This window comes from Shewanella sp. OMA3-2 (assembly GCF_021513195.1).
In the GTDB taxonomy this organism is placed as follows: Bacteria; Pseudomonadota; Gammaproteobacteria; order Enterobacterales; family Shewanellaceae; genus Shewanella.
The window spans coordinates 3,865,964-3,882,623 of the sequence record NZ_CP090974.1; the positions used below are offsets into that span (position 1 = coordinate 3,865,964).

Sequence of the window (16,660 nt, forward strand, 5' to 3'; positions counted from 1 at the left end):
CAGCGCCCGAGCTCGACACGCCGTTAGAAGAACAAAACGGCCTGCGTTTGGACATCATTACACGTGATGGCCACGATATTTCGCGTCGTCAAATCAGCGAAAATGCACTAAAAGTGCTTTATCGCCTGCACAAATCAGGTTTTAAAGCCTATTTAGTCGGTGGCGGGGTTCGCGATATCTTGTTGGGACTTGAGCCTAAAGACTTTGACGTTGTGACCAATGCCACGCCAGATGAGATCAAAAAATTATTCCGTAATTGTCGATTAGTCGGACGTCGTTTTCGCTTAGCACATATTGTTTTTGGTCGTGATGTTATTGAAGTGGCTACGTTTCGTGGACATCATGGTGAGAACAGTGACACGATTTCAAAGTCAAATGCCGAAGGTCGCCTATTGCGTGACAACGTATACGGCGAAATTGATGAAGATGCTGAACGTCGCGACTTTACGGTTAACGCCTTATATTATGATATTAGTGACTTTTCTATCCGCAGTTATGGCGGTGGTATTGAGGATCTACAAGCTCGAACAATCAAGCTTATTGGCGATCCTGAAACCCGATATCGTGAAGATCCGGTTCGCATGCTACGCGCAGTAAGGTTTGCGACAAAATTATCGATGCAAATTGATCCAATATCTGCCGCGCCCATTAAATCATTAGCACCACTATTAGCCGATATTCCTGCCGCGCGTATGTACGAAGAAGTATTAAAACTTTTCTTTGCTGGTAAGGCACTTGCTAATTATCAAATGATGCAAGATTTTGATTTGTTTGGGCCACTATTCCCACAAATACAAGGTGTTATTGCTGACGACCCTAGAGGTAATGCGGCTAAAATGCTCAATGCAGTTATGCGCAGCACTGACGATCGCGTTAACCAAGATAAACCTGTTACACCCGCATTCTTTTATGCGGCAATACTTTGGTATCCGTTAAAGCAACGTGCTGACGATATCGCCCTTGAAAGTGGCTTGGCATTATATGATGCACAAGTTGCTGCTATGGGTGATGTTATGGAAGAGCAATGTCGCACTATTAGCATTCCACGTCGTTTCAGTACACCTGCAAAAGATATTTGGCAATTACAGCTTAGATTTGAGCGTAGCCAAGGTTCACGCGCATTTAAATTGTTAGAGCACCCTAAATTCCGTGCAGCATATGATTTATTATTACTTCGCGGTGAAGCTGAAGGCGGCAGTGTGGCTAAACAGGCTGCCTGGTGGAAATTATTTGTTGAAGCCGATGAAGCACAGCGCGGTAATATTGCTAAAGGCTCAGGCAAAACAAGCGGAAATCGTAATCGTAATACCGCGCAACGTAAAAGAAAGCGCAAGCCTGCAGCTAAAACGGACTCAACAGCAGAGTAATGACTTTAGTTTATGTCGCCTTAGGGGCTAACCTTGCAGACCCCGTGCAACAACTAAATCAAGCCGTTGTTGCATTAAAAAAGATCGCGATTACTGGTGAAATTACAGTTTCGAGTTATTATAGCTCAACGCCCATGGGTGATGTTGTTCAGCCTGATTATGTTAATGCAGTAGCCTGTTTTAATACTCAGCTTGACCCCATTGAGTTACTTAATAGTTTGCAAGAAATTGAACAACGGCAAGGCCGGGTGCGTAATGAACGTTGGGGGCCAAGAACCTTAGATCTTGATCTATTATTATATGGTTTAGACACGATTGATCTACCGAGATTACGAGTCCCACATTATGGTATGAAAGAACGCAGCTTTGTATTGATCCCGCTGGCTGAAATTGCTGAAGACTTAATCTTACCCTGTCATCAAGCACTTAAATCGTTACTGACGCCAGAAATGCGGCGGTCATTGCACAAAATACCGAATAGAAATTGATTTCACCGCTTTAGAGTATATGCACCATAGCGTATAAATTTGAATTGTATTAAGAGTCTACTATGTCAAAAGTCACTAGTTCTACCCTATTGAAGTTCAAAAAAGAAGGCAAAAAATTCACTGCATTAACGGCATATGATGCCAGTTTTGCAGGAGCCTTTGACAGCGAAGGGATTGATGTTTTATTAGTGGGTGACTCTATGGGAATGGTTTTACAGGGTCATGATGATACCTTACCTGTTACCGTTGCTGATATTGCCTATCACACAGCATGCGTACGTCGCGGTATAAACCGTGCTTTACTGATCGCCGATATGCCATTTATGAGCTATGCCACTGCAGAGCAAACTATGCAAAACGCTGCAATATTAATGCAAGCAGGCGCTAACATGGTCAAAGTTGAAGGTGGTCACTGGCTACTTGAAAGCGTTAGAATGCTCACAGAGCGTGGTATTCCTGTTTGCGCTCATTTAGGATTAACACCTCAATCTGTTCATGTATTTGGGGGCTTTAAAGTCCAAGGACGCGATGCCGATAATGCACAACGTATTTTAGATGAAGCCAAAGCCTTACAAGCTGCTGGCGCTCAATTATTAGTGCTTGAATGTATTCCGGCAACGTTAGCTAAAACAATCACAGAAGCACTTTTCATTCCGGTGATTGGTATTGGTGCGGGTGCGGATACTGACGGTCAAATCTTAGTTATGCATGATGTTTTAGGTATATCAAGTGGTTACATTCCTCGTTTTTCAAAAAATTACCTAAAACAAACGGGTGAGATCCGCAGTGCCATTCGAGCGTATATTGACGAAGTTGCTGACGGTTCATTCCCCGCTGAAGAACATATTTTTAATTAATTATTTCACAGGTTTAATTCATCATGATCACCACTGCCGCCATCTCAAAAGTTCGCGATCAAGTTAACGCTTGGCGCATTAAAGGTGAAACAGTTGCATTTGTCCCAACGATGGGAAATTTACATCAAGGACATATAACCCTTGTCAGTAAAGCGCTGAAACAAGCTGACCATGTTGTGGTGTCTATTTTTGTCAATCCCCTGCAATTTGGTAAAAATGAAGACTTAGGGGCTTATCCACGCACCTTAGCAGCAGACAAACAGGCCTTAATTGACGCAGGTGCTGCGTTATTATTTACCCCGACACCAGAAACTATTTACCCCAAGGGCTTAGATAAACAAACCTTTATAGAAGTGCCAGAAATCGGCGATGAGCTTTGCGGCGCAAGTCGTCCAGGTCATTTTCGTGGTGTTGCCACCATAGTGAATAAGCTTTTTAACATAGTTCAGCCAGACATGGCATTTTTTGGCAACAAAGACTTCCAACAATTGTTAGTGATTAAAACGATGGTCGCTGACCTATCGTTACCCATTAATATTATTGGTGTGGAAACGATTCGTGAGCCATCAGGTTTAGCCATGAGTTCGCGTAATGGTTATTTAACTGCTGAAGAAAAAATCAATGCTGCTGCGCTTAAACAGGCATTAGATAAAATGGCACTCAATATTCAACAAGGCGTGAGTATTATTCAGGCCAGCGAACATGCCACAGCATCACTGATTAAGGCCGGCTTTACGCCAGACTATCTTGAAGTGCGCAATAGCCACAATTTGCAACCCGTAACCCCTGAAGATAACAATTTGGTGATTGTCGCGGCAGCATATTTAGGAAAAGCGCGTCTTATCGATAATTTAATATTTAACCGATAATGGCCATCACTAAAGTTCTAGTGTTGAATAGTTCTAATGTGGAATAAAAGTCGATACTTTAACTTAAGCCATATCAACCTCTAGCAAGCCTATATTCTGCCATAGAGAACCCCCCTAATACCCACTATAACGCCTTTCTCAGTTATTCTAACTAAGAAAGGCGTTATTTTTAGTAGCATTAATAGCAAAAAAAACCTGATACTAAATATTACATGTGTCAAAAAGAAATCAATTGTCAATAAACTGGTTTTGTCGGTACACTTGCTGTGTTTATTTAGGATAAATTTATCTAACATTTTTATGCGCTAACGCTACGATGATCCTATACTAATTAACGGTATATCGTGGATTTACAGAAGGATATGTGGCCGCATGGCAAAAATTTTATATTTATTGGTGCTTTTGCTCAGTCCCTTTATGGTACTAGGGAACACTAATGCCATTTATAAATGCATGAAGGATGATAAAGTCGTCTTTAGTCATAGCGTTTGCCCAGAAGCATTCCGCCAACATAAAATTGAATACGAAAATGGTATTACTACCGAAGTCGACTCAGATAAACGCGAAATAAAAATTGACCCTCTCAAAGCGCTGCTTAACAAGCAAACTATTTCAAAAGAAAAGTTACTCCAATTACTAGACTCAGAGATCTACCGCCTTAAGCAAGAAAATAGTTACTTTGAAATTCTGCGTGCAAGTGAAGTACAAAAATTAGATCGTAAGCGTTTTTGGCAAACTCAAGCCAAAGATGACCCTAGTTATGGATTAGAATTACAAGAAATTAATCAACGCTTTGACGAGCTGATTCTCAGTAATAACAATGTGATGAAAGTATTGAACCTGCATAAATCAAAAATTGAAGCAGAAGCGTCACCAGATGAGTTAATGAGTCAGTAATAGATACCTTACCCCTGCAAACCAAACAAGGCATCAAACATGAGCCATATACAGTTTGTCAGCCGCATGAGTATTCTTGTTAGCTAGCGTGTTTCTTCAAGTTCAATGCTGACCACTATTTTCGTTATCACCATTGTCAGCAAACCCTTTACTGATCAAAATATTAACCGTTCAACAAGCCTATTCTAAAAAGGGACATAAAACCGTGAGTCCCTTCAAAATACTATCCCCTACCAAGATTACTCTGGCTTAAATACCCCGATCATATTACCGGTGGATTTTTTAGGCACTTCAATATCGGTTTGCTGCTCACGGTAATCACACTCGGTACACTCAATTGTTTCAATATTATTTTCTTTGAATAATAGAATACTGTCTTTTGCGCCACATTTAGGGCATTTAGCCCCCGCTACAAAGCGTTTTTTTATTTTTGTCATCAGACACTCTCAATTCGGGTTAATTAGATCACAGCGGCTATTTTGCCATGGAAGCAGCGTATCCGTCCTGTCATTGTGGGAAATAAATTGCGAATACGGTATTATCCACCCACTTTATTTTACAGCTTCAAGTTGCGTTCATGATCAGTATTAGCCAGGCACAATTAATTCGGGGCAGCAAAACCTTACTTGACGAAGCCTCTGTGACAATTTACCCAGGTCACAAAGTAGGATTAGTCGGCGCCAATGGCACCGGAAAAACGTCATTATTGGCATTGATTTTAGGCCATTTACACCTAGATAAAGGCGAGTTCTCATTACCCGCTAATTGGCAAATATCCTCTGTCGCCCAAGAAACTCCCGCGCTTGATGTATCAGCATTAGAATATGTATTAGATGGTGACACAGAGTTCCGCCAACTTGAAGCTCAACTGGTCACAGCTCAAGATGACAATGATGGTAATGCCATCGCGCTTATTCACGGTAAAATTGATGCTATTGGTGGATACGCTATACGCGCTCGAGCTGGCGCACTATTAGCCGGTTTAGGTTTTGGCGATGCAGAACAGAGTAATCCGGTTAAAAGCTTCTCAGGTGGCTGGCGGATGCGCTTAAACCTGGCACAAGCGCTATTATGCCGCTCAGACTTATTATTACTTGATGAACCCACCAACCACTTAGACTTAGATACCATGTACTGGTTAGAAGGTTGGATTAAGTCTTATCAAGGCACCTTGATTTTAATTTCCCATGACCGTGATTTCATTGATGCTATCGTGGATGAAATTATCCATGTTGAACATCATAAGCTTAACTTCTATAAAGGCGGTTATACTGCATTTGAACATGTGCGTGCCGAGCGTTTATCACAACAACAAGTGGCTTTTGAACGTCAACAAAAAGAACGAGCACACATGCAGTCTTTTGTTGACCGTTTTCGCTATAAAGCCAGTAAAGCCAAGCAAGCGCAAAGCCGCCTAAAAGCATTAGAGCGCATGGCTGAGCTACTGCCGTCTCAAGCTGATAACCCTTTTCAAATGGCATTTCGCGAACCCGAAGCTTTACCCAATCCATTAATAAAAATGGAACAAGTTGCTGTGGGTTATGGTGATAAAACAATTTTAAGTCAAGTGCAGCTTAACTTAGTCCCAGGGGCACGAATTGGTTTACTAGGTCGAAATGGTGCCGGTAAATCAACGCTAATTAAATTATTATCCGGCCAGCTTCAAGCATTATCAGGTAAGTATGAGCCTAACCCAGGACTAAACATTGGTTACTTTGCTCAGCATCAAATTGAATTTTTGCAATTAGATGATACTCCTATGCAGCATCTTTCTCGCTTAGCCGCGCCAAGTGTTCGCGAGCAAGAGTTACGTAATTTTTTAGGCGGATTTGGGTTTAATGGTGATATGGCATTAGCCCCTGTGAGACCTTTTTCCGGTGGCGAAAAAGCTCGTTTAGTGCTGGCATTATTAGTGTGGCAACGCCCTAACCTGCTTTTATTAGATGAACCCACCAACCACCTTGACTTAGAAATGCGCCATGCATTAACCATGGCACTGCAAACCTTTGAAGGCGCAATGGTTATCGTATCGCATGATCGCCACTTATTACGCCTGAGCTGCAGTGATTACTACCTTGTCGACCAAGGTGTGGTGAAGTCTTTCGACGGTGATCTAGATGATTATCATCAATGGTTATTAGATGCGGCAAAAGCGGCGCAAGCTAATCAGAAGTCTGACAATGCCAATACAGATACACCACAAATTGACAAAAAACAGCTAAAAAGAATTGAAGCTGAATTACGTCAACAGGTGTCACCGTTAAGAAAACAGCAAACGAAATTAGAAACTGAACAACAAAAATTTACTGACCGATTAGCCGAACTTGAAGTGACATTGGCGGATGGCAGCCTTTATGAAGCGGAAAACAAAGCCAAGATGACCCAAGTGCTTAATGAGCGGACGAAGCTGACTCAGGCGATGGATGAAAGTGAAATGAACTGGTTAGAAATACAAGAGCAAATAGAAGCTATAGAACAATCATTCAAAGCAGAGTAACTGGATATTATTAGCAGAATCACGGGCTAAAAACTAGCGAAGTAACTGGTTAACGTTAGCAAAAGGCCCGTGCGCGCCTCTAATGGTTCATCTAAACTTGAGTAAGGTAAATGAGTGATCTTCAATGACAACATTTTCTAATGAAATCTGGGGACAATGCGAACAAAGATATCTGTGTGATCCACAAGCCTATATTGCGCTGCAAGACAAGTACCAAGTAAATGTTAATTTGTTATTACTGGCGCAATATTTAGATCAACAATCTTATCAGCTTAGCCTTAAGCATTGGCAGCAATTAGCCAATGTCATTGCCCCATGGGAAGCCGAGGTATTGAAACCTTATCGTCAATTACGTCGATTGGCCAAAGCGCATTTAGCCATTGATGAATATCAAAAGATGCTAAAGGTTGAATTGATGCTGGAACGCAAATCACAAACAATGCTATTACAGCATATTAATCTCATTCAAGCAGAGCCAACTGCATCTGACAACACAGGGAAAGACGCCCTGGTTAATATCCATCCACCTATTAATGTCACAGTTAGCACTGCAAGCCACAATAGCTGCCACTATTTAAGCCTATTTGGTCTAACAGTGGCACACCTACCAGGTTAGCGACAACACCTTAGCCACAACACTAATAACTTGGGTCGGTTTATACCGACCCACAATTATTGTTAACTGGCTTTCAACTTTTCAGCCAGCATTGTGGCATTTCTAGCCACTATTCCATAAATAGATAACTGTGGATTAGCACCTAGGCTGGTTTGGAACATCGAACCGTCAAACACCGACAAATTAGTAAAATAATGCGATTGACCAAAACTATCTACCATCGCCTTGGTGGTGTCCTCTCCCATAGGGCAGCCGCCCATTACGTGTGCCGAGGCGACAATGGTTTTCAGCAAACGTAAGTCCATTGAACCAATAACGTCTTGTGCTTGCTTCCAGGAGGTTATGAAATCTAATCCATCATTCATCGGCAATACTTTTCTAGCTCCTGCGGCAAACTGTAACTCTGCCATTGATAGAAAAGCTTTTCTTGCTGCGGCCCAAAAATCACTTGATAACGGATAATCTAATGCAAAACCATGGTCAGTCAAACGCACTTGACCACCAATACACTGCTCATTAAATCCATCTCTAACCAAAGCAATCATTACTTGCATTTTGTTAAAGTTAGCCATTAATTGCGCATGACTTTGACCAAAACCAATAGTTTTAGATGCGATCAACACTGGGTGAATAGGGGCAACTTCTAACTTATAACCTAAGTCCCCCGCGGCACCGTCTCGCCACACAAATTGATCTGAATAAATAGACTGAGGTGCGCCACTGTGACCGTTAATCTGCTCATCAAACAAACCACCAGACAACAGCGAAGGATGTAGAAAAGTTTTGCCCAATAACTTGTGTGGATCAGGCACATTAGAGCGCATTAAAATGGTTGGGGTATGAATGGCGCCAGCGCTTAAAATATAATGTTTAGCACTGAAGGTTAACTCAACACTACTAGGCTTTAAGCCCTCAGTTAACGCCACAGCGGTTAAGCCGCTAACTTTTTCGCCACTGTGCTCAAGTTTAGTCACCTTAGCCCGTGAAATAAGGGTAGCGCCTTTATTTAATGCTGCAGGAATCGTGGTTACCAGCATAGATTGCTTGGCGTTAACCGGACAACCCATACCGCAATAACCTGTATTCCAACATCCGGCTACATTACGCTTAATAACCGTATGTTCCCAGCCAAGTTTCTCACAACCTTCACGTAACACACCATTATTACGATTGGGTTCATGTTTCCACTCTGTAATATTGAGCCGTTGTTCCATTTTTTCAAACCAAGGCAGCATCTCTTCTGCTGAGGTGTTGATAACTGAACGCTCTGATGCCCAAAAATCAAGAGTTTGCTTAGGAGTACGAATTGACGTGGTCCAGTTAATGGTAGTCGACCCACCCACGGCTCGGCCTTGAAATATACCTATGCCTTTGTCGGCTGTTTTCATTGCTGCGGCTTGTTGATACAAATTAGGGTATGCGTGACGCTCTTCCATATCAAAGTCTTTAGAAGACTTAAGCGGGCCGCCTTCTATCATAATAACCGTCAGCCCTGCTTCGGTAAGTACTTCTGCTGCGGTTCCACCACCTGCGCCGGTTCCAACAATGATAACATCAGCTTCAAAATGACGATTTTTCTGTAAAGTACTAGCATCAATGTGCTGCCAGCCTGAATCTAAACCTGTTGTAATGGGATCAATGATAGCCAATTGAAGCGTCTCCTTTAGGCAAGCAAGTTGGGTTATTTAGGCGTTAAGCAAAAAAGTCGGCTTTGCATAACCTAATTTTCCCCAATGGGCTGGGGTCGCATAATAACTGGCTAATATTAATTCGCGTAATCCAAGATAGGCCATCTGTACCATATCTAAATAATGGAATCGCCATGCTTCAAGCATGTTAGTTAAGTCCGCTGGCGAACGCATCATTAGCGGTGTCATGCTACCCGTCAATATTAACAAACCTAATCGACTTTCAAGCAGTGCTAATAACTCCATTAGCTCAGCTTGCTGCTCTACCGGTAGTACACTAATTGATGTTTGAATTGCATCTAATGTTGTGTCTATTGCCAATTTTCTTTGGCTAACGACATCCGGTAAAGCGCCTTCAAGTAAAGGTGGAATAAGTACACTGAACAGCACCCGATACTGAGTATCACCACCAATAGTAATGGGGTCAGATGGATATAAATTAACGCCTAAAGCGAGTACAGCTGTGCCAGCAAAAGCGCCGGTAAGAAAAGTACGACGTTTCATTTTCTTCCCCCTATTATGTTTGTTGTGGTATTTTTATCTGTGTTACAGTGGCATTAATCATATTTAAACACACGTTTAAACTTTAACAAACACTCGTTGAATGACACATGTCGATAAAAAGCCTCTTTACTCCGCCCTGGTGGGCCGCCAACCCACATTTACAGACTATTTTACCCTTCATTTTCAAAGTAGCCAAACCAGACGTTTTTCGTCAAAGACAAGAGCTACCTGATGGTGATTTTATTGATTTAGACTGGTTGGGTAAGCCACTAAATGGCGATCCTATTCTAGTCATTGCCCACGGATTAGAAGGTAGCACTGAATCTCACTATGTTCGTAGAATGCTAGTAGAAGCACAAAAAGTCCAATTATGTTCAGTGGTACACCATCACCGTGGCTGTTCAGGTGAACCTAATCGTTTAGCCAGAAGTTACCACAGCGGTGACTTTGATGATCTCGCATTCACCTTACAGCAACTTCACATTAATTACCCAGATTCTCCGTTATACGCTGTTGGTTATAGTTTGGGGGGGAATGTATTGGCCAAATACCTGGGCTATCAGCAAAATCAAAGCTTACTGGCTCGGGCTGTTGTCGTGTCAGCACCACTGACACTCAGTGCCTGCGCTAAAAGATTAGAGAGTGGTTTTTCAAAAGTTTATCAATCGCATTTAATTAAGCGTTTACAAAAAAAGATGCTCGCAAAACTCGACAATCATAACTTAGTCGCACAAATGCCTTTAAATAAAACTGAATTACAGCAATTAAGTACATTTTACCAATTTGATGACAAAGTCACTGCCCCTTTGCATGGGTTTAATGGGGTGGATGATTATTACACCCAATCTAGCGCACTAAGTTTACTAAAACACATTAGCAAACCGACACTTATCATTCACGCCAAAGACGATCCCTTTATGACTGAAGCGGTTATTCCTGCCCAAGATGAACTGTCAGTAGCGGTAAACTATGAGCTACATGCATCAGGCGGTCATGTCGGGTTTATCAATGGTGGTTGGCCTTGGAAACCTAGATTTTATCTTGAAAATCGCATCATTGATTTCTTACTTACAAACACTAAAGTATTCAATACTAAAGGTGATACAGCATGATTATTCCTTACAGCGCATTACACGGCTTAGCTGGCGATACCCTTAACAACTTAATTAAAGAACACTTATTGACTCAAATAGAAGATGGCAGTTTTAGTGAGCTTGATAACCAGCAACTTTTAAACATGACCAATCAATGTAAACTGGCATTAAAACAGGGTGAGTTAGTGGTTGAATACAGTGAAGAAGATGAATCTGTAGCCATACGTCACATCAAAAATATTATTGATTCAAAATAATAAAGCCCGCGAGCATTGACCAAAAGGTCTTAACTGCCGTATAAATGTTAGCTCAACGAATACAAAGTTTACACACTTAGCTTTGTTACCCCATGTTCAATATGATAATTTCTAGGCAGGAACAATGTCAGCTAAACATCCTATTATTGCTGTGACAGGCTCTTCAGGTGCCGGCACAACAACTACGACAATGGCTTTTACTCACATTTTTCGCCAATTGGGGATTAATGCTGCCTTTGTTGAAGGTGACAGCTTTCATAATTTCACCCGTGCAGAGATGGAAGTGTTAATCCGTAAGTCTCAAGCTGAAAATCGTAATATTAGCTATTTTGGCCCAGAAGCAAATAACTTTATCAAGCTAGAAGAGTGTTTTGAAAGTTATGGTAATCAAGGTATGGGTAAAACCCGTAGCTATCTGCACACATTTGATGAAGCTGTGCCCTTTAACCAAATGCCAGGTACATTTACCCAGTGGCGAGATCTGCCGCCTAATACCGATCTACTGTATTATGAAGGTTTACACGGCGGAGTCGTTACCGACGATGCTGATGTGGCTAAACATGTCGATTTACTGATCGGCATGGTACCTATTGTTAACCTTGAGTGGATCCAAAAAATTATTCGCGATACCAATGACCGTGGTCATAGCCGTGAAAAAGTCATGGGGTCTATCGTTCGCAGCATGGACGATTACATCAATCATATGACGCCACAATTTTCTCGTACCCATATTAACTTTCAACGTGTTCCTACGGTTGATACGTCGAACCCTTTTAGCGCTAAAGATATTCCAAGTTTAGATGAAAGCTTTGTGGTGATTCGCTTTCGTGGGATGAACAATGTCGACTTCCCCTACTTCTTGAACATGATACAGGGCTCGTTTATGTCTCGAGTTAACACTCTAGTGGTGCCAGGTGGAAAAATGTCTCTGGCGATGGAGTTAATTCTGACACCATTAATTCGTGATTTAATGGATAAGCGTTTTGAGTTACAAAAATTAGATTAATTTAGCACTCCGCTAAATAAATCTAAACCTATTGAATTAATAGACATTTAAGTTTGCATTAAGCTAAATATACTAGGCTATAACTATCGGGACTTCAGGCGAAAGAACGATAGTTGATATGCTCAGATGTTAATTCCCCCTATCTCGATCTGTTAGCATCTTGAGCATGTCAGCGCTTCCAGCCTACTTATTATTCAAACGTTTATAATCTAACACTTCTACATCCCCCATTTGACTTATTTGACTTCAAACTTATGGGTGTCAATTAATCCATAAGAGGAATGACTTCTCGATATGCTTGATTATTTTGATAACTTTTTAAACGCTGTAAAAACTCGTCACTTTTGGCCACCTCAGGATAAAGCTTTAACGCATCAATTGCTTTTTTCTGCACACTCACTGCTTGAATAAAATTACCTAGTTCAGCATAACCTGCGGCCAAATTGTCTAAAATTGTCGGATCATCTTGATTGGTTTCAAGCAATTTAAGTGACAAACTCACCGCTTTTGAGCCGTCACGATATTCAGACTCAGGACACGTTGCCAAAATCCAAGCGACATTGCCTAAAGAAACATCATCACCAGCAGCGCCAAATTGAGTCAAAGCTTTACCACAATTGCGCTCAACACCATCACCACCAGCGGAATAAATAAAACCTAAACGAAAATGCGCCCACTTATCGCCTTGCTGACTCATGTCTAAATACCATTTTTCAGCTTTAAGTAAATTCCGAGGGATCAACTTACCTTCAAACGCTAAATCAGCAATAGTCTGTTGAGCCTTAATATGCTGTTGATTTGCCGCTTGCTCAACCCACAAAAAACCTTCTGTGATATTTTTCTCAACAAAACGTCCAGACAAATACATCAGCCCTAATAAAAATTGGGCATCGGCATCGCCTTGAGCAGCCTTTAGTTGAATATGCACGACTCTTGATTGCGCGTTAGACTGCATAGTTTGCGGCTGTGAAAATGCCTGTGATTTTGACACCAATAAACAGCAAAAAATAATACAACCCAAACTAATCTGGAATAACTTTTTCACATCCACCTCATTAACCCCGACAATAACACCTTAAACATAAACCAACATAGGTTAGCATTACAATAAACCATAATAGAATATTCACCACAACTAACAACGCTCACATGCATGAATATACATTAATCTCAGCAAGCAGCTGCGCAACAAGCCACTGTGACTTTGGTTCGAATCTGGCATTTTTATTGACTCATCTCTCAAATCTGATCAAATAAACTTACATGCTAACAAGTTAATATAGAATTGCGAGTCGTTAAACTAGATCTCTATCAAGGTTTTATCAATTTAAATAGCGTAAAGTACTTAATTAGAGATTACTTACTTTTCAATCAATCGAGGAACATCAATATGGCTCTGATTGGTAAGCCAAAACCGGATCCAACTTTAGAATGGTTTCTGTCACACTGTCACATTCATAAATACCCAGCTAAAAGCACGCTAATTCATGCTGGCGAAGATTCTGATACTTTATATTATATCGTTAAAGGTTCGGTTGCCGTATTGATTAAAGATGAAGAAGGCAAAGAAATGATCCTTTCTTATCTTAACCAAGGCGACTTCATCGGCGAGCTAGGTCTGTTTGAAGAGCAAGCCGAACGTACTGCATGGGTCAGAGCTAAACAAGCATGTGAAATTGCTGAAATTTCTTATAAAAAATTCAAGCAACTCATTCAAGTAAACCCTGAAATCCTGATGAAACTATCAGCACAAATGGCATTGCGCTTACACAGTACTAGCCAAAAAGTAGGTGATTTAGCCTTCTTAGATGTGGCAGGTCGTATTGCTCAAACGTTATTACATCTTGCTAAACTACCAGATGCAATGACTCACCCTGATGGCATGCAAATTAAGATTACTCGTCAAGAGATTGGTCAAATTGTAGGGTGTTCACGTGAAACCGTTGGACGTATTTTGAAAATGCTTGAAGAGCAAAACTTAATCCAAGCACACGGTAAAACGATAGTGGTTTACGGTACCCGTTAAGTTAAGCTTCAGCTTGATTTAAGCCAAGATTATTAAAGTGGTGTCAGTTTATCTGCACACCACTTTTTTTATGCCTTGGAGAGAGTATGTCCATGTTTATTACTATTGGCTTATTCAGCCTTAGCACATTAAACGCTAACTTCAACAGCGCTCAAACCTTATATGAGGCTGATCATAATCATGTTCAAAAACTGGTAAGTGCTGGTCATATACGTTCTTTAGATGAATGCCTTAACTGGTTAGCTCAATATTGCGATGTTCAGCTAGTAGATGCACAGTTATTTCAAGAAAAAGATAAGTGGCGATATAATTTACAACTAAAATTAAAACAAGGTCACACTGTAAATCTGCAATTTGATGCACAAAGTGGTACTCTCAATTCGTTAACTCAATTACCTAGTGAATGCACGCAACATGAAACTGCTACTCGTTGAAGATAATCCACTTTTAGTGGCTGAACTAGAAAAACAGCTCAAACAAGCTGGCTATGTTACCGATGTAACAGATAAAGCGGTTGAAGCAGACTATCTTATCAAAGAAACTCAATATGACTGCGTCATCCTCGATATTGGTTTACCGGATGGAAATGGGTTAAACCTTGTCACTAGTTGGCGCGAAAAAGGCATAGTCACGCCAGTGATTATGCTCACGGCGCGATCGCAGTGGCACGAGAAAGTAGAAGGGTTTAATGCTGGCGCAGACGACTACCTTGGCAAACCATTTCATACACAAGAATTACTTGCACGTATACAAGCACTGATTAATCGTGCTCATGGCTGGGCTAATACAGCATCAAAACAGCTCTGCTACGCAGGGATTACATTAGACGAAAATGAGCAAAAAGTGATTGTGGGCGACCAAGAATTTGAACTAACAGCAATGGAGTTCAGACTGCTTAAAATATTTCTGATGTCACCGAAAAAATTACTGTCAAAAACACAGCTGACCGATAAGTTGTATCAATTTGATGATGAAAAAGAAAGTAATGTGGTTGAAGTTTATGTGACCCACTTACGCAAAAAACTGGGTAAAACCGCGATTGAAACTCGTCGAGGACAAGGATATATCTTCCACGGCATAATCGAGACATGATCTCCATTCGCTCTAAGCTCAGCCTCTGGTTAACCGGGCTGATTATATTAAGCACTATTATTGGGCTAATGTTGTTTGAATCCATGCTCAGAGAAGCATTTCACGACTCTATAATCAACCGCTTAGAGGAAGATCTTGAACACGTTATTTTAGCAACTCGCCTACAAGATGGTCAAATAGAAATCGATCATCAGCAACTGTCTAGTTTTTACAAACCTGCCTATTCTGGCCGTTATTTCCAACTGAATTTACCAACCCAGGTAATTCGATCTCGTTCACTGTGGGATGTTGAATTAGAGATCGAGCCATTAACCGATTCTCAAAAACGTGTCTGGCAGGCAAAAGGACCAAAAAATAATGATATGCAGTTGTTATCTATCGGTATTGGCTCAGATAGCACGCCCAATACCGCCACATTAACCGTGGCGCAGGATTTAAGCATAGGTAGGCGAGTCTTTAGTGAGGTTTTTGGCACTAAACTGGCGATTAATATTGGTATGCTATTGGCCATGATAACCGGTATTTTTATTATTTTACGCCAGTCTTTTAAGCCGGTAAAAAAGATACAACAATCGCTAGCCAAATTGCGCCAAGGTGAAATCAGCGCCCTAGACACTCAGCACATACCCTCTGAAATAAAACCCTTAGCAGAGACTTATAACCAATTACTCGACTATACCGCGAAACAGATTGAGCGCAGCCGCAATAATTTAGGTAACTTAAGCCATGGGTTGAAAACCCCTTTAACTATCATGCAACAGCAGGTAGAAGCCTTAGGGTTAACCGATCCTGATGCGGCAATAGCAATGCAGCAACAGTTAGATCAAATCCGCAAGATGATTGAAAGAAAGCTGGCTGCAGCCAGAGTAACAGGTGACATGCTTCCTGCCGCCCAAATGACTGTCGACAACGATTTTACCAGTTTATTAAATACCCTTAAAAAAGTGTATCGGCATAAAACCGTGACGGACCATATTTACAACCCTCAACTGTTGTCTCGTCTTCCCATTCACCGTGAGGATGGAATGGAGCTATTTGGTAACTTACTTGATAATGCGTTTAAATGGACGAATTCATCTGTGCAATTGTCATTTAAAAAACAGCACAATCATTCAATTACTATCACAGTAGAAGACGATGGCGCGGGTGTGCAGCAAGATCAATTAGCTTTGTTAACCGCCAGAGGTAAACGTTTGGACGAAGATGTTATGGGCCATGGATTAGGTTTATCAATCGTGAAGGAAATTTGTGAGCAATATGGTTTTCAATTGCAATTTTACCCCAGTGAACACTTCAGCGGTTTAGCGGTATCAATTGTCATCCCACTCAATAAACCCGCTATCTAAACTGAACTCAACATATGTATCAATTTCAGATATTAAAAAGCCCCACACAGTGAGGC

Annotated in this window: 18 protein-coding genes; 14 read left to right on the forward strand and 4 right to left on the reverse strand. The window is 41.2% G+C overall.

What is annotated here, in order from left to right; translation table 11 throughout:
- Positions 1-41: 41 nt before the first annotated feature.
- From L0B17_RS17040 to L0B17_RS17060, 5 genes are all read left to right on the forward strand, one after another.
- Entirely contained in the window at positions 42-1,367 is a 1,326-nt protein-coding gene (locus L0B17_RS17040) for a polynucleotide adenylyltransferase PcnB (protein ID WP_443019966.1), read from the forward strand.
- Positions 1,367-1,855 carry a 2-amino-4-hydroxy-6-hydroxymethyldihydropteridine diphosphokinase gene (folK, locus tag L0B17_RS17045; RefSeq protein ID WP_235086470.1) on the forward strand — a complete coding sequence of 163 codons (489 nt, stop codon included), beginning with the start codon at positions 1,367-1,369 and terminating at the stop codon, positions 1,853-1,855. The genes L0B17_RS17040 and folK overlap by 1 nt, the downstream gene beginning before the upstream one ends.
- Positions 1,856-1,917: 62 nt before the next feature.
- Positions 1,918-2,712, forward strand: coding sequence for a 3-methyl-2-oxobutanoate hydroxymethyltransferase (gene panB / locus L0B17_RS17050; RefSeq protein WP_235086472.1), 795 nt, complete (start codon positions 1,918-1,920; stop codon positions 2,710-2,712).
- Between the two features lie 23 nt (positions 2,713-2,735).
- Positions 2,736-3,581 (forward strand): pantoate--beta-alanine ligase, encoded by an 846-nt coding sequence (panC, locus tag L0B17_RS17055; protein ID WP_235086474.1) that lies wholly within the window; start codon positions 2,736-2,738, stop codon positions 3,579-3,581.
- A 372-nt stretch (positions 3,582-3,953) separates the two neighbouring features.
- A complete protein-coding gene (locus L0B17_RS17060) occupies positions 3,954-4,478 on the forward strand; it encodes a DUF4124 domain-containing protein (RefSeq protein ID WP_235086476.1) in 525 nt (174 codons plus the stop codon).
- 239 nt (positions 4,479-4,717) lie between these two features.
- Here the strand turns inward: L0B17_RS17060 and L0B17_RS17065 are convergent, their stop codons facing one another.
- Positions 4,718-4,915: a YheV family putative zinc ribbon protein gene (locus L0B17_RS17065; RefSeq protein WP_235086477.1), complete on the reverse strand. Its 198-nt coding sequence runs from the start codon at positions 4,913-4,915 to the stop codon at positions 4,718-4,720.
- Between the two features lie 140 nt (positions 4,916-5,055).
- Between L0B17_RS17065 and L0B17_RS17070 the strand changes: the two genes are divergently transcribed.
- Positions 5,056-6,975: an ABC transporter ATP-binding protein gene (locus L0B17_RS17070; RefSeq protein WP_235086478.1), complete on the forward strand. Its 1,920-nt coding sequence runs from the start codon at positions 5,056-5,058 to the stop codon at positions 6,973-6,975.
- A 124-nt stretch (positions 6,976-7,099) separates the two neighbouring features.
- Positions 7,100-7,591, forward strand: a complete 492-nt coding sequence (locus tag L0B17_RS17075) for a TIGR02444 family protein (RefSeq protein ID WP_235086479.1) — start codon at positions 7,100-7,102, stop codon at positions 7,589-7,591.
- Positions 7,592-7,653: 62 nt separating this feature from the next.
- Here L0B17_RS17075 and L0B17_RS17080 read toward each other — a convergent pair whose 3' ends face one another.
- On the reverse strand, positions 7,654-9,240 hold the full coding sequence (locus tag L0B17_RS17080; RefSeq protein WP_235086480.1) for a GMC family oxidoreductase: 1,587 nt from the start codon (positions 9,238-9,240) through the stop codon (positions 7,654-7,656).
- Positions 9,241-9,276: 36 nt separating this feature from the next.
- Positions 9,277-9,783, reverse strand: coding sequence for a TAT leader-containing periplasmic protein (locus tag L0B17_RS17085; RefSeq protein WP_235086481.1), 507 nt, complete (start codon positions 9,781-9,783; stop codon positions 9,277-9,279).
- Between the two features lie 113 nt (positions 9,784-9,896).
- Here L0B17_RS17085 and L0B17_RS17090 point away from each other — a divergent pair, with 113 nt between their 5' ends.
- The 3 genes from L0B17_RS17090 to L0B17_RS17100 all read left to right on the forward strand — a co-directional run bounded on the left by L0B17_RS17090 (position 9,897) and on the right by L0B17_RS17100 (position 12,140).
- Positions 9,897-10,895, forward strand: a complete 999-nt coding sequence (locus L0B17_RS17090) for a hydrolase (RefSeq protein WP_235089907.1) — start codon at positions 9,897-9,899, stop codon at positions 10,893-10,895.
- A complete protein-coding gene (locus L0B17_RS17095) occupies positions 10,892-11,134 on the forward strand; it encodes a YheU family protein (protein ID WP_235086482.1) in 243 nt (80 codons plus the stop codon). Before L0B17_RS17090 ends, L0B17_RS17095 begins: the two co-directional genes overlap by 4 nt.
- Before the next feature lie 124 nt (positions 11,135-11,258).
- On the forward strand, positions 11,259-12,140 hold the full coding sequence (locus L0B17_RS17100) for a phosphoribulokinase (protein WP_235086483.1): 882 nt from the start codon (positions 11,259-11,261) through the stop codon (positions 12,138-12,140).
- Positions 12,141-12,405: 265 nt separating this feature from the next.
- Here the strand turns inward: L0B17_RS17100 and L0B17_RS17105 are convergent, their stop codons facing one another.
- The gene (locus tag L0B17_RS17105; protein ID WP_235089909.1) at positions 12,406-13,095 is read right to left on the reverse strand and encodes a tetratricopeptide repeat protein; all 690 of its coding nucleotides are present in this window, start codon (positions 13,093-13,095) and stop codon (positions 12,406-12,408) included.
- Between the two features lie 435 nt (positions 13,096-13,530).
- Here L0B17_RS17105 and crp point away from each other — a divergent pair, with 435 nt between their 5' ends.
- From crp to L0B17_RS17125, 4 genes are all read left to right on the forward strand, one after another.
- The gene (crp, locus tag L0B17_RS17110; protein ID WP_235086484.1) at positions 13,531-14,166 is read left to right on the forward strand and encodes a cAMP-activated global transcriptional regulator CRP; all 636 of its coding nucleotides are present in this window, start codon (positions 13,531-13,533) and stop codon (positions 14,164-14,166) included.
- An 86-nt stretch (positions 14,167-14,252) separates the two neighbouring features.
- Positions 14,253-14,600: a PepSY domain-containing protein gene (locus tag L0B17_RS17115; RefSeq protein WP_235086485.1), complete on the forward strand. Its 348-nt coding sequence runs from the start codon at positions 14,253-14,255 to the stop codon at positions 14,598-14,600.
- Positions 14,581-15,258 carry a response regulator gene (locus L0B17_RS17120; protein WP_235086486.1) on the forward strand — a complete coding sequence of 226 codons (678 nt, stop codon included), beginning with the start codon at positions 14,581-14,583 and terminating at the stop codon, positions 15,256-15,258. The genes L0B17_RS17115 and L0B17_RS17120 overlap by 20 nt, the downstream gene beginning before the upstream one ends.
- The gene (locus L0B17_RS17125; RefSeq protein WP_235086487.1) at positions 15,255-16,604 is read left to right on the forward strand and encodes a sensor histidine kinase; all 1,350 of its coding nucleotides are present in this window, start codon (positions 15,255-15,257) and stop codon (positions 16,602-16,604) included. Before L0B17_RS17120 ends, L0B17_RS17125 begins: the two co-directional genes overlap by 4 nt.
- The last annotated feature ends 56 nt before the right edge of the window (positions 16,605-16,660 follow it).

What these genes read in the sequence shown, in the direction of transcription:
- L0B17_RS17125 (WP_235086487.1), top strand. Translation starts at nt 15,255, where the DNA reads ATGATCTCCATTCGCTCTAAGCTCAGCCTCTGGTTAACCGGGCTGATT.
- panC (WP_235086474.1), top strand. Translation starts at nt 2,736, where the DNA reads ATGATCACCACTGCCGCCATCTCAAAAGTTCGCGATCAAGTTAACGCT.
- L0B17_RS17120 (WP_235086486.1), top strand. Translation starts at nt 14,581, where the DNA reads ATGAAACTGCTACTCGTTGAAGATAATCCACTTTTAGTGGCTGAACTA.
- folK (WP_235086470.1), top strand. Translation starts at nt 1,367, where the DNA reads ATGACTTTAGTTTATGTCGCCTTAGGGGCTAACCTTGCAGACCCCGTG.
- crp (WP_235086484.1), top strand. Translation starts at nt 13,531, where the DNA reads ATGGCTCTGATTGGTAAGCCAAAACCGGATCCAACTTTAGAATGGTTT.
- L0B17_RS17105 (WP_235089909.1), bottom strand. Translation starts at nt 13,095, where the DNA reads ATGCAGTCTAACGCGCAATCAAGAGTCGTGCATATTCAACTAAAGGCT.
- L0B17_RS17100 (WP_235086483.1), top strand. Translation starts at nt 11,259, where the DNA reads ATGTCAGCTAAACATCCTATTATTGCTGTGACAGGCTCTTCAGGTGCC.
- L0B17_RS17115 (WP_235086485.1), top strand. Translation starts at nt 14,253, where the DNA reads ATGTCCATGTTTATTACTATTGGCTTATTCAGCCTTAGCACATTAAAC.
- L0B17_RS17070 (WP_235086478.1), top strand. Translation starts at nt 5,056, where the DNA reads ATGATCAGTATTAGCCAGGCACAATTAATTCGGGGCAGCAAAACCTTA.
- L0B17_RS17095 (WP_235086482.1), top strand. Translation starts at nt 10,892, where the DNA reads ATGATTATTCCTTACAGCGCATTACACGGCTTAGCTGGCGATACCCTT.
- panB (WP_235086472.1), top strand. Translation starts at nt 1,918, where the DNA reads ATGTCAAAAGTCACTAGTTCTACCCTATTGAAGTTCAAAAAAGAAGGC.
- L0B17_RS17065 (WP_235086477.1), bottom strand. Translation starts at nt 4,915, where the DNA reads ATGACAAAAATAAAAAAACGCTTTGTAGCGGGGGCTAAATGCCCTAAA.
- L0B17_RS17085 (WP_235086481.1), bottom strand. Translation starts at nt 9,783, where the DNA reads ATGAAACGTCGTACTTTTCTTACCGGCGCTTTTGCTGGCACAGCTGTA.
- L0B17_RS17075 (WP_235086479.1), top strand. Translation starts at nt 7,100, where the DNA reads ATGACAACATTTTCTAATGAAATCTGGGGACAATGCGAACAAAGATAT.
- L0B17_RS17060 (WP_235086476.1), top strand. Translation starts at nt 3,954, where the DNA reads ATGGCAAAAATTTTATATTTATTGGTGCTTTTGCTCAGTCCCTTTATG.